Source organism: Streptomyces sp. CNZ301 (genome assembly GCF_004217425.1).
This window is the reverse complement of record NZ_SHLG01000001.1, coordinates 1,482,113-1,494,571: the sequence shown is the minus strand read 5'-3', so window position 1 is coordinate 1,494,571 and position 12,459 is coordinate 1,482,113. Positions and strand designations below refer to the sequence as shown.

General features: G+C 71.2%; 7 protein-coding genes. 4 read left to right on the top strand and 3 right to left on the bottom strand.

The genetic code is table 11. The annotated features are described in order from the left end of the window. Positions 1-301: 301 nt before the first annotated feature. Positions 302-1,525 carry an MFS transporter gene (locus tag EV375_RS06565; protein ID WP_130298610.1) on the top strand — a complete coding sequence of 408 codons (1,224 nt, stop codon included), beginning with the start codon at positions 302-304 and terminating at the stop codon, positions 1,523-1,525. Positions 1,526-1,727: 202 nt separating this feature from the next. Here EV375_RS06565 and EV375_RS06560 read toward each other — a convergent pair whose 3' ends face one another. Beyond that, the gene (locus tag EV375_RS06560; RefSeq protein WP_130298609.1) at positions 1,728-3,497 is read right to left on the bottom strand and encodes an NAD+ synthase; all 1,770 of its coding nucleotides are present in this window, start codon (positions 3,495-3,497) and stop codon (positions 1,728-1,730) included. Positions 3,498-3,760: 263 nt separating this feature from the next. Between EV375_RS06560 and EV375_RS06555 the strand changes: the two genes are divergently transcribed. The 3 genes from EV375_RS06555 to EV375_RS06545 all read left to right on the top strand — a co-directional run bounded on the left by EV375_RS06555 (position 3,761) and on the right by EV375_RS06545 (position 10,145). Continuing rightward, positions 3,761-4,825, top strand: coding sequence for a helix-turn-helix domain-containing protein (locus EV375_RS06555; protein ID WP_130298608.1), 1,065 nt, complete (start codon positions 3,761-3,763; stop codon positions 4,823-4,825). An 846-nt stretch (positions 4,826-5,671) separates the two neighbouring features. Further along, entirely contained in the window at positions 5,672-7,033 is a 1,362-nt protein-coding gene (locus EV375_RS06550) for a glutamine synthetase family protein (protein WP_055488556.1), read from the top strand. 106 nt (positions 7,034-7,139) lie between these two features. After that, positions 7,140-10,145, top strand: coding sequence for a bifunctional [glutamine synthetase] adenylyltransferase/[glutamine synthetase]-adenylyl-L-tyrosine phosphorylase (locus tag EV375_RS06545; protein WP_130298607.1), 3,006 nt, complete (start codon positions 7,140-7,142; stop codon positions 10,143-10,145). 137 nt (positions 10,146-10,282) lie between these two features. On the opposite strand, the gene EV375_RS06540 is transcribed toward EV375_RS06545, so the two are convergent. Both EV375_RS06540 and EV375_RS06535 read right to left on the bottom strand, forming a co-directional pair. After that, the gene (locus EV375_RS06540) at positions 10,283-11,155 is read right to left on the bottom strand and encodes a phosphatase PAP2 family protein (RefSeq protein WP_130298606.1); all 873 of its coding nucleotides are present in this window, start codon (positions 11,153-11,155) and stop codon (positions 10,283-10,285) included. Positions 11,156-11,191: 36 nt separating this feature from the next. Beyond that, positions 11,192-12,250, bottom strand: coding sequence for a LacI family DNA-binding transcriptional regulator (locus tag EV375_RS06535; protein WP_130298605.1), 1,059 nt, complete (start codon positions 12,248-12,250; stop codon positions 11,192-11,194). Between the last annotated feature and the right edge of the window lie 209 nt (positions 12,251-12,459).

Sequence of the window (12,459 nt, the reverse complement as noted above, 5' to 3'; positions counted from 1 at the left end):
GCATCACGCACGCAACGCACGGCACCGGGCGCACAAGCGCCGGTCAACGGGCCGCCGGGACAGCAGGTCCTGGCGGCCCGTGGTGTGAATCACGCCTGTTCCGGCGGGTTGTTGCTGTCCTGAGACACAGATGGTGGCCACGGCGGCACGACGTCTGAGAGACTTTGTTCAGTGTGAGAACATAAGAAGCTGTGCCAGTGCGGCAGACGCCCGAAGGCGTTCTCGGCGCGCACGCCGAGCACACACACATCCCTGAACTTCCTGAGCTCTGCTCGACCCTGCCCTGAAAGGTTTCCCGCCCATGCCTCTGGCCTTGCTCGCCCTTGCGATCAGCGCCTTCGGAATTGGCACGACCGAGTTCGTGATGATGGGGCTGCTTCCCAACGTCGCGGATGACATGGGGACTTCCGTGCCCACCGCCGGCCATCTCGTCTCCGCCTACGCCATCGGCGTCGTCATAGGTGCGCCGATCCTCACCGCCGTCGGTTCCCGCGTCCCGCGCAAGCGGATGCTGGTGCTGCTCATGGGCCTCTTCACCGTCGGCAATCTCGCCTCCGCGCTGGCACCCGGCTACGGCTCACTGCTGGCCGGGCGTGTGCTGGCCGGGCTCCCGCACGGTGCCTTCTTCGGCGTCGGCGCCGTCGTCGCCGCACGCCTCGTGACGGAGAACCGCCGGGCACGCGCCGTCGCGACGATGTTCCTGGGGCTGACCGTCGCCAACATCGTCGGCGTACCGGCCGGCACCGCCGTCGGACAGGCGCTCGGCTGGCGGTCGACGTTCCTCGTCGTCAGCGCCATCGGCGTGCTCGCCATGGTGAGCCTCGCCGCGCTCGTGCCGCACCTGCCGCTGGAGCACCAGCGGGGTGTGGGGCACGAGGTCCGCGCGCTCGGCCACCGGCAGGTCGTACTCGGCCTGCTGACCGCGGTCTTCGGCTTCGGCGGAGTCTTCGCGGTCTACAGCTACCTCGCCTCGATCATGACGGAGGTCACCGGACTCGCCTCCTCCTCCATGACGATCGTGCTCGCGCTCTTCGGCATCGGCATGACGCTGGGTGCCCTGGTCGCCGGTCCGCTCACCGACCGCGCCCTGCGGCCCACGCTCTACGGGGGCCTCGGCGCACTCGCAGCCGCGATGCTCGTCTTCCACTCGGTCGTCGACATCAAGTGGGCCGCGATGACGATGGTCGTGGTGCTCGGCGGGCTCGGCTTCATGACCACCACACCGCTGCAGATGCTGATCATGCAGAACGCCCGGCACGCGCCGACGCTGGCCTCCGCCGGCAACCAGTCCGCGTTCAACCTGGCCAACGCGGGCGGAGCTTGGCTCGGCGGCGTCGCCATCGCGGCGGGCTGGGGCTGGCGTTCGCCCATGCTCGTGGGCGTGGTGCTGGCGCTGACCGGCCTCGGCATCGCCGTGCTGGCCGGTGTGCTGGACCGCGGCACGGGCGCCTCGCGTTCGCGCATCGTCGCCCGCGGTGTTCCGCGCCTGCGCCGGGTGCGCCCGGCGGAGAGCGTCTCCGGGTGAGGTGACCTGCCGGGCGGGGGCGCGCGTTCGCCGGCCGCCGCCCCTCCTGTACGGGCCCGTGCTCCGGCACGGGCCCGTTGCCGCGGGTGGGGGCCGTGCGCGGTCGCCGGGCGCGGCGCCGCCGCCGGACGGTGGCTCTGTGCGTACGCCCCCACCGGTCGCTGAACGCACCGCCCGCGGACCCGCGGGCGGTCGCCGCGTCTCAGTCCGGGGCGCTGTCCGCCCGCTCCCGCCAGCGGTTGGTGATGGGAAGCCGGCGGTCCTTGCCGAAGCCCTTCGCGGAGATCTTCGTACCCGGCGGGTACTGGCGGCGCTTGTACTCGGCGGCGTCCGTCATGCGCAGCACCCGTCCGACGACCTCCGGGTCGAAGCCGCGCGCGACGATTCCCTGGAGGCCCACATCGCCGTCCACGTACAGCTTCAGGACGCGGTCCAGCACGTCGTAGTCGGGAAGGGAGTCGGTGTCGACCTGGCCGGGGCGCAGCTCCGCGCTCGGCGGCTTGGTGATGCTGTTCTCCGGGATGGGCGGTGTCTCGCCGCGCTCGGCGGCCGCGCGGTTGCGCCACTTCGCCAGGCGGAAGACGTTCGTCTTGTAGACGTCCTTGATCGGCCCGTAGGCGCCGACGGAGTCGCCGTAGAGCGTCGAATACCCGCATGCGAGCTCGGACTTGTTGCCCGGCGCGAGCACGATGTGGCCCTCCTGGTTGGAGATGCCCATCAGTGTGACGCCGCGCAGCCGCGACTGGAGGTTCTCCTCGGCGACGCCGGTCAGTTCGAGGTTCTTCATGAAGGCGTCGAACATCGGGCCGATCGGCACCGTGCGGAAGGACAGGCCGGTTCGCCGTGCCAGTTCGGCGGCGTCGTCCTTCGAGTGCTGCGAGGAGTAACGCGAGGGCATCGAGACGGCGTTGACGTTCTCGGGCCCGAGGGCGTCGCACGCGATCACGGCGCACAGTGCGGAGTCGATGCCGCCCGAGAGGCCGAGCACCACGGAGCGGAAGCCGTTCTTTGCCGCGTACGCGCGAAGGCCCACGACGAGCGCCGTGTAGATCTCCTCGTCGTCCTCCATGCGGGGTGCCTCGGTGCCCGCGGCCTCCGGCTCGTACGGGGGCAGGGGGTCCCCGGAGAGGACGAGGTGTTCGACGGTCAGCCCGTCGTCGACGGTGCCGGAGGGCGGCTCGGCCGCGGCGGCCGGCAGGTCAAGGTCCAGAACGACGCAGCACTCCTCGAACTGCGGGGCGCGCGCGACGACTTCGCCGTCGGCGCCGACGACGATCGAGTCGCCGTCGAAGACCAGCTCGTCCTGCCCGCCGGTCATCGCCAGATACGCCGTGGTGCAGCCGGCCTCCTGGGCCCGCCTGCGCACCAGGTCCAGGCGGGTGTCGTCCTTGTCGCGCTCGTACGGGGAGGCGTTGACGGAGAGCAGCAGTCCGGCCCCCGCGTCACGCGCGGCGGGCACCCGGCCACCGCTCTGCCACAGGTCCTCGCAGATCGCGAGCGCGACGTCGACCCCGTGCACGCGGACGACGGGCAGGGTCCGGCCCGGAACGAAGTAGCGGAACTCGTCGAATACGCCGTAGTTGGGCAGATGGTGCTTGGCGAAGGTCAGCACGACCTCGCCTCCGTGCAGTACGGCCGCGGCGTTCTGCGGCGCGCCCGCGGGGCTGCCCAGCGCCGCCCGCACGTGCTCGGCGCGGTCGAGATAACCCACGACGACGGGCACGTCGCCCAGGCCCTCGTCGGCCAGCCGCCGCGCGAGCGTGCGCAGTGCGGCGCGGCTGGCGTCGACGAACGAGCCACGCAGCGCCAAGTCCTCCACGGGGTACCCGGTGAGCATCATCTCGGGGAACGCCACGAGGTGCGCCCCTTGCCCGGCCGAGTGCCGGGTCCACCTCAGGACGGCCTCGGTGTTGCCCTCGAGGTCGCCGACGGTGGAGTCGATCTGGTTCAGTGCGAGACGTAGTTGAGGCACGAACCCCACTGTAATCGTCTTTCTGACGCGATGCGGAGGGCCGTTCGTTACCGGTGGTCAGGGCTCTGTGCCTGGGGTTACGGGTGATTTGTGCCGCCGTCCCTCACGAGGCATTCACGCAAGCTTCACAACCGTATCCAGTCTGTGGCTACCCCTCTACGAGGGTATCCGCAGGATTTCGATACCTGGTGTACTGGATTCGGTGCCCGCCTGGCGGGCATCGGTCAGTGACGTGAACTCGCCACACCTCAGGGGGAATCGACATGCTGGAGTCGCTCGGGCTCGAAGCCGTCCAGCAGCAGGCGTACGAAGCACTCGTGGACGGGGCGGTCACCGTCGCCGAACTGCGCACGACGCTGGGTCTGAGCGCCGGGAGAGTACGTGAAACCCTCGCCGCGCTCGAGAAGTTGGGCCTGGTGGGGCGGTACCCGGGCGAGCGGCGCGGAGAAGAGCGGTTCCTGCCGGTCGCGCCCGAAGTCGCGTTCGAATCGCTGCTGCTGGCCCGCGAGGAGGCCATCCACCGCACCCGCAGGCACATCCAGCTGCTGGCCACGCGGTTCCGCACCAACGCCACGGCTCGCGACCCCGTCGACCTGGTCGAGATCGTGACCGGGCGGGCCGCCGTCATCCAGCAGGTCGACCAGCTGCAGCACAGCGCCACCAGCGAGATACGAGGCATCGACCGGCCCCCGTACGCCAACAGCGACCCGGACCGTCTCGACCCCAAGACCGGAATGATGCCGGTGCAGGCCAAGACGATGCGGCGCGGCATCGGTTACCGCGTCATATACGACACCCACGGCCTGGAGACCTTCCACCGCATCGACACCGACATCGAGGCCTGCGCCGAGCTGGGCGAAGAGGCCCGGGTCATGGCCGACACCCCTACGAAACTGCTGGTCGCGGACGACCGGGTGGCTCTTATTCCGCTGCGTTCCGCGCCGCACGAGATGGCCAGCAGCGTGGTCGTGCACCCCTCGGGGCTGCTGGACGCGCTCTGTGAGTTCTTCGAGGTGCTGTGGGCGCGTGCCCTGCCGCTCTCCGCCTATCTCGCCGGACGCCCGAACGGTGCCGGCGACGCTCCGACGCCGGACGAGGCGCGGCTGCTCGCGCTGCTGACGACAGGACTGACGGACCAGGTCATGGCGCGTCAACTCGGCGTCAGCTACCGCACCTTCCAGCGCCGGCTGAGCGGTCTGATGGAGCGGCTGGGTGCCGGTACCCGCTTCCAGCTAGGCATGCGTGCCGCGAGTCTCGGCTGGGTGTCGCAGCCGGCGGACGCTGCTGTGGGCGTCGGGACGGGAGCCGGTGCCGAAGAGCCCGCCTGAGGGGCTTTCAACGGGTGTCCGACCCGCGAAGTACGCACCACAAGATGTCGATTGGCACACTCACCGGTAACTCTTGTTCTCCCCTTCGCCGTGTGCGAGCTTCAATGCGTGACGTCGCCGGGCAGGACGGCTCACGACTCACTGCCACACGGCCGGCCGCCTCCCGCGGCGGACCGGCCTGCACCACCCAGCCGCGGTCCGGTATCCCCCACTGCCGGACCGCGGCTTTCAACTTCTCCGGCGGATTCCCCGGCGGTTCTCCCGCGCGGCCTCCGGCGGATCGCCGTCGGGCTCCGGCGGCCGCCCTTCACTCCGGGCCTCGCCCTCCCTCCGGGTCTCTCCGGGCCTTTCCGGGCCTCGCTCTCCCTCCGGGTGGTCCGCGGGTCCCTCCCTCCGGGTGGTCCGGGGAACCGCCCACCCGGCTCGGCTCCGGTTCCGCGCCCGGCTCCGCGCCCCCTTCGCGTCCGGCTCCCGCAGCCGTCCTCCGCGGCGGGCTCCTGCTGCCGCTCCCGGCGCCCGGGCCCGCCGGGCGGGTCCGGGCGCCCGCCCCGCGCCCTCACCCGCGCCGCGAAGGGGCATCCGCCGGACGCGCCGCGGCCCCCCGCCCGGCCCCGCGATGCCGCCTTTCCCGGCTCGCGTCCGTGCACCCCTCACGTGGTCTACTGGGAGCGGCGTGAGGAGACGGAGCGCGGCGCAGGCAACGCTCCGGAAACCTTGAGGTGGGATGCTCGTCCGGCCCGTCCCGGAATCCGGGCGGCCGGCCCGTGAGCCGGGCCCTCCGGGCCGCCCGGTCCAGGGGGCCCGCCGGGTGCGAGGAGCCACCCCGACCAGCGAGGATGGGTGACTATGGATAAGCAGCAGGAATTCGTGCTCCGCACGCTCGAGGAGCGCGACATCCGGTTCGTAAGGCTGTGGTTCACCGACGTCCTCGGTTTCCTCAAGTCCGTCGCCGTCGCGCCCGCCGAGCTCGAGCAGGCCTTCGACGAAGGCATGGGCTTCGACGGGTCGGCGATCGAGGGCTTCGCCCGCGTCTACGAGTCCGACATGATCGCCAAGCCGGACCCGAGCACCTTCCAGATACTGCCCTGGCGGGCCGAGGCCCCCGGCACGGCCCGGATGTTCTGCGACATCCTCATGCCGGACGGTTCACCCTCGTACGCCGACCCGCGCTACGTGCTCAAGCGCAGCCTCGCCAAGGCCTCCGATCTCGGCTTCACCTTCTACACCCATCCCGAGATCGAGTTCTTCCTGCTGAAGGACCGGCCCGTGGACGGCACGAGGCCGGTGCCCGCGGACTCCTCCGGGTACTTCGACCACACGCCGCAGCACGTGGGTATGGACTTCCGGCGGCAGGCGATCACGATGCTGGAGTCGATGGGCATCTCGGTGGAGTTCTCCCACCACGAGGGCGGCCCCGGCCAGCAGGAGATCGACCTGCGCTACGCCGACGCGCTCTCCACCGCCGACAACATCATGACGTTCCGGCTCGTGATGAAGCAGGTGGCGCTGGAGCAGGGCGTCCAGGCCACGTTCATGCCCAAGCCCTTCTCCGAGCACCCGGGCTCCGGGATGCACACCCACCTGTCGCTCTTCGAGGGCGACCGCAACGCCTTCTACGAGTCCGGCTCCGAATACCAGCTCTCCAAGGTCGGCCGCTCCTTCATCGCCGGGCTGCTCACCCACGCGGGCGAGATCTCCGCCGTCACGAACCAGTGGGTCAACTCCTACAAGCGCATCTGGGGAGGCGCCAACCGCACGGCCGGCGAGGGCGGCGAGTCCCCCTCGTACATCTGCTGGGGGCACAACAACCGCAGCGCGCTGATCCGCGTGCCCATGTACAAGCCGGGGAAGATGGGCTCCACCCGCATCGAGGTGCGCTCCCTCGACTCCGGCGCCAACCCCTACCTCGCGTACGCGACCCTTCTGGCTGCCGGGCTCAAGGGCATCGAGGAGAGCTACGAACTGCCGCCCGGGGCCGACGACGACGTGTGGGCCCTGTCCGACGCCGAGCGCCGGGCGATGGGCATCGAGCCGCTGCCGCAGAACCTTGGCGAGGCGATCACGCTGATGGAACGCAGCGAACTCGTCGCGGAGACGCTGGGCGAGCACGTGTACGACTTCTTCCTGCGCAACAAGAAGCAGGAGTGGGAGGAGTACCGCAGCGAGGTCACCGCCTTCGAGTTGCGCAAGAGCCTGCCGGTGTTGTGACGTCCCGGCCGCATCTGGCGGGTACCACCCGGGCCGCGAGGCCAAGGAGGAGGCGGGGTATCCGGGCACCAGGGACCCGGAAAGCGAGACGACGGAGGACGGTCAGGTGCAGGGCGGGCGCCGGGGTAGCCGGTACGGACAACTGATCAGGCGCGGGTTCACCGAACCCGCCGCCGCCGACGGGCTGCTCGCCACGGCCGGCCTGGAGGAGGTGCGGGCCGACACGGGTCTGCTGGACGCGTTCGCCGCGACCGCGGACCCGGACCTCGCGCTGCGCGGGCTCGTGCGGCTCATCGAGGCGCAGAAGGACCCGCAGCCGCTCGTGGGCACGCTGCTGACGAGCAAGCCCCTGCGCGACCGGCTGCTCGGCGTGCTCGGGGTCTCCGAGGCGCTCGGCGACCACCTGGCCGCCCACCCCGACGACTGGCAGGCCCTCGTGACGTACGAGTCGGCCGATCTGCACCCCGGCGTCGAGGAGTTCGAGGCCCGCGTCCGCCCGGCGAGCGGACCGGACGATCTGCGGCACCGCTACCGGAGCAGCCTGCTGTCCGTGGCGGCCCGCGACGTGTGCGGCACCAGCGATCTGGCCCGCACCGCCGCCGAGTTGGCGGATCTGGCCACCGCGACGCTGCGGGCCGCGCTCAGCATCGCGCAGTCCGAGGAGCCCGAGGACGCGGCCAAGTGCAGGCTCGCGGTGATCGGCATGGGCAAGTGCGGGGGCCACGAGCTGAACTACGTCTCGGACGTGGACGTCATCTTCGTGGCGGAACCCGTCGAAGGCACCGACGAATCACATGCGTTGCAGGCCGCGGGACGCCTCGCCTCCCGCATGATGCGCGTCTGCTCCGACACCACGGCGGAGGGCACCATCTGGCCCGTCGACGCCAACCTGCGTCCCGAGGGCCGCAACGGCCCCCTGGTGCGCACGCTCTACTCCCACCTGGCCTACCTCAACCGCTGGGCGAAGACGTGGGAGTTCCAGGCGCTGCTGAAGGCACGTCCGGTCGCCGGCGACACCGCACTCGGCGAGGCGTACGTGGAGGCCGTGGCGCCGCTGGTCTGGCAGGCCGCGGAGCGGGAGAACTTCGTTCCGGACGTGCAGCAGATGCGCCGCCGCGTCGTCGCGGCGATCCCGGCGGCCCAGGTCGAACGCGAGCTGAAGCTGGGCCCCGGCGGCCTCCGGGACGTCGAATTCGCCGTACAGCTCCTGCAGTTGGTGCACGGCCGCTCCGACGCGACGCTGCGCAGCCCCAACACGCTCGATGCGCTCGACGCCCTCGCCGTCGGCGGCTACGTCGGACGCCAGGACGCGGCCGCGCTGGATTCCGCGTACCGGTTCCTGCGCACCATGGAGCACCACATCCAGCTGCACAAGATGCGCCGTACGCACCTGATGCCGGAGAACGAGGAGGACCAGCGGCGCCTGGGACGCTCGCTCGGCTACCGCAGCGAACCCGTCACCGAGCTGCACCGGGCGTGGCGGCGGCACGCCGCGGCCGTGCGGCGGCTGCACGAGAAGCTCTTCTACCGTCCGCTGCTGGACGCCGTGGCCCAGCTGGAGGTCGGCGAGGCGCGGCTGTCGCCGAGCGCCGCGCGGCAGCGGCTGGAAGCGCTCGGCTACGCCGACCCGGCCGGGGCGCTGCGCCACCTGGAGGCCCTGGCCAGCGGCGTGAGCCGCAAGTCCGCCATCCAGCGGACGCTGCTGCCGGTGCTGCTCGGGTGGTTCGCGGACTCCTCCGACCCCGACGCGGGGCTGCTGGGCTTCCGCAAGGTGTCCGACGCCCTGGGCAACACCCCGTGGTATCTGCGCCTGCTGCGGGACGAGGGAGCAGCGGCGGAGAACCTCGCGAGGGTCCTCTCGGCCGGCCGCTTCGCCCCCGACCTGCTGCTGCGCGCCCCCGAAGCGGTCGCGCTGCTCGGCGACGAGCACGGGCTGCTGCCGCGTTCACGCGAGTCGCTCACCCAGGAGGTCCTGGCCGCCGTCGGCCGGGCCGAGGACGCCGAGTCGGGCGTGGCGGCGGCCCGCGGCGTGCGGCGCCGGGAACTGTTCCGCACGGCCGCGGGCGACGTCATCGGCGCCTACGGGACGGAGGAGTTGCCCTCGGAGGACCCGGCGGCGGCGGTCGACCGCGTCGGAACGGCCCTGACCGACATCAACTCCGCCACCCTCGCCGGCGCGCTGCGTGCCGCCGTCCGCGGCAGGTGGGGCGACGAACTGCCCACGCGTTTCGCGGTCATCGGCATGGGACGCTTCGGCGGCGCCGAACTGGGCTACGGCTCCGACGCGGACGTGCTGTTCGTGCACGAGGCACGGGAGGGCGTCGGCGAGGAGGAGGCGAACAAGGCCGCGTTCGCCGTGGCGACCGAGTTGCGCAGGCTGCTCCAGCTGCCCACGACCGACCCGCCGCTGCTCGTCGACGCGGACCTTCGGCCCGAGGGCAAGTCCGGGCCGCTGGTGCGCTCCCTCGACTCCTACGCCACGTACTACCGCCGCTGGTCCTCGGCTTGGGAGAGCCAGGCGCTGCTGCGTGCGGCGCCCGTCGCCGGGGACGAGGAGCTGGGCCGCCGCTTCACCGAACTCATCGATCCTCTCCGGTATCCGGCCGACGGCCTGAGCGAGGAGGCGCTGCGCGAGATCCGGCGGCTGAAGGCCCGCATGGAGGCGGAGCGGGTGCCGCGCGGCGCGGACTCCACCACGCACGCCAAGATGGGCCGCGGCGGCCTCGCCGACGTCGAGTGGACGGTGCAGCTCTTCCAGTTGCGGCACGCCGCGTCCGTGCCGGCCCTGCGCACGACACGTACGCGGGAGGCGCTGGCCGCGGCCCGCGAGGCGGAACTGATCGGCGAGGAGGACGCCCGCATCCTCGACGAGGCGTGGCTGATGGCGACGCGCGTGCGCAACGCGGTGATGCTCGTGCGGGGACGTGCGGGCGACACATTCCCCTCCGAGGCACGCGAGTTGGGAGCCGTCGGACGCTACCTCGGCTACGAGTCCGCCGGGCCCGGGCCGAGGCCCGCCGAGGCCGGCGGAAGCGGCGAGATGCTGGACGACTACCGCCGCGTCACGCGGCGTGCGAGGGGCGTCGCCGAACGGCTCTTCTACGAAGGCTGACGCTTCCCCGGGACCGGCTCCTCCACGGAGGCTGACGCTTCCACGAGGTATGACGCTGCTGCGGGCGCCGGAGTGGCGGGCGCTCCGGCCCACCCGGAACCACCGCCCTGGCGGTGGTTCCGCCCGGGCGACAGGCCCTATGCGGGGGCCGGCGCCGCGGCCAGTCTCGGCAGCCGGTAGGCCACACGCCCGTACCAGCCCCAGGAGAGTGCGAAACCGAAGGCCAGACAGATGACGCCGCCCACCGCGTCCAGCCAGAAGTGGTTGGCCGTGCACACGATGACGGTGAGGGTCACCAGCGGGTAGAGCGCGCCCAGCACACGCACCCAAAGCGGCTTCGCGAGCGCGGCGATGGTGATGCCGCACCACACCGACCAGCCGATGTGCATCGACGGCATCGCCGCGTACTGGTTCGACATGTCGGCGAGGTTGCCGGACGCCATCGAGCCCCAAGTCTGGTGCACCTGAACGGTGTCGATGAATTCGTCGCCGCGCATCAGCCGGGGCGGCGCCAGCGGAAAGAGGTAGTACCCGAGCAGGGCGATGGCGGTGGTGGCGAAGACGACGAGCCGAGTGGCGGCGTAGCGGCCGGGGTGCGAGTGGTACAGCCAGACCAGCACCACGACGGTGACCACGAAGTGCAGCGTCGCGTAGTAGTAGTTCATCGTGAGGATGAGCCAGGTGACGCTGTCTGCCGCGTGGTTGATGGTGTCTTCGACGGCGATGCCGAGGAGATGCTCCGTCCTCCACACCCAGTCGGCGTTGTTGAGGGCCTGGACGCGCTGTTCGGGCACGGCGTTCCGGATGGCGGAGTAGACCGCGTAGAAGACCAGGACGAGGACGATCTCGAACCAGATGCTGGGCCGCCGCGCGGCACGCAACGGCTCGGCCTCGGACGCTCTGTCACTCTCGTCGGCGTCCTCGGCTCTGCCGGCCCCGCGGTTGTCGGTCTGCAGCTTCGCGGTGGCTGTCCCGTTTGCCCGTTCGGTCCTCGTTGTGGATGCCCCCATGAGGGGACAGTCTGCCAGAAGGGGACACCGCTCCGATCATCCTGCGGTCGGGTATCCGGCCCTTTCCGTCCTCCCTGCGACCGAGGGGACGGACGCCGTCGAGCCCCGTACGACCAGCTCGGGCAGGAAGACGAATTCGCTGTGCGGAGCGGGTGTGCCCCCGATCTCCTCGAGCAGCGCACGGACGGCCGCCTGCCCCATGGAGGGCACCGGCTGACGGATCGTGGTCAACGGGGGATCGGTGAAGGCGATCAGCGGGGAGTCGTCGAAACCGATCACCGAGATGTCGCCCGGGACTTCCAGTCCCCGCTGCCGGGCGGCACGGATCGCGCCGAGCGCCATCATGTCGCTGGCGCACACCACGGCCGTGCAGTCACGGTCCAACAGCGCGCTCGCGGCGGCCTGTCCGCCCTCCAGGGTGAACAGGGAGTGCTGCACGAACCTGCGTGCCTGGCTCTCCGTCAGTTCCAGCTGCTCCTGCACGGCGCGGAGAAAACCCTCGATCTTCCTCTGTACGGGCACGAAGCGCTCGGGTCCGAGGGCCAGCCCGATGCGCCGGTGGCCGAGGGCGGCGAGGTGTGTGACGGCCAGTCGCATCGCCGCACGGTCGTCGGGGGAGACGAACGGGGCGCGGACCTTGTCCGAGTAGCCGTTGATGAGGACGAACGGCACGCCCTGCCCGCGCAGCCGCTCGTAGCGCTGCATGTCGGCGGTGGTGTCGGCATGCAGCCCGGAGACGAAGACGATCCCGGCGACGCCGCGGTCGACGAGCATCTCCGTCAGCTCGTCCTCCGTCGATCCGCCGGGGGTCTGCGTGGCCAGCACCGGTGTGTACCCCTGCCGGGTGAGGCCCTGGGCGATCACCTGCGCGAAGGCGGGGAAGATCGGGTTCTCCAACTCGGGGGTGATCAGCCCCACGAGACCCGCGCTGCGGTGCCGCAGCTTGAGGGGCCGCTCGTACCCGAGCACGTCGAGGGCGGCGAGGACGGATTCCCGGGTGGCCGCGGCGACGCCCTGCTTGCCGTTGAGGACACGGCTGACCGTCGCTTCGCTGACCCCCGCCTGTGCTGCGATGTCAGCTAGCCGTGCGGTCACAGGGCTGGACTGTACCGGGCGCGGCAATCACTGCACACCGCGCCCGGTGCCGGAGACCGAAAGCAGTCCTGAAAATTGCTGCAAGATTGCTGCAAGGTCTTGCGCAAACTCATTCGATCCCGTTACGTTCCTCCGCAGCCCGGCGCCGTCCAGGCGCACGAGGCCGGTCCTCCGGCCCGGAGGCCGCGGGTGGGGCCCCCGGACCGGAG

Coding starts and splice junctions, on each gene's coding strand:
- EV375_RS06565 (WP_130298610.1), top strand. CDS start 302: ATGCCTCTGGCCTTGCTCGCCCTTGCGATCAGCGCCTTCGGAATTGGC.
- EV375_RS06555 (WP_130298608.1), top strand. CDS start 3,761: ATGCTGGAGTCGCTCGGGCTCGAAGCCGTCCAGCAGCAGGCGTACGAA.
- EV375_RS06550 (WP_055488556.1), top strand. CDS start 5,672: ATGGATAAGCAGCAGGAATTCGTGCTCCGCACGCTCGAGGAGCGCGAC.
- EV375_RS06540 (WP_130298606.1), bottom strand. CDS start 11,155: ATGGGGGCATCCACAACGAGGACCGAACGGGCAAACGGGACAGCCACC.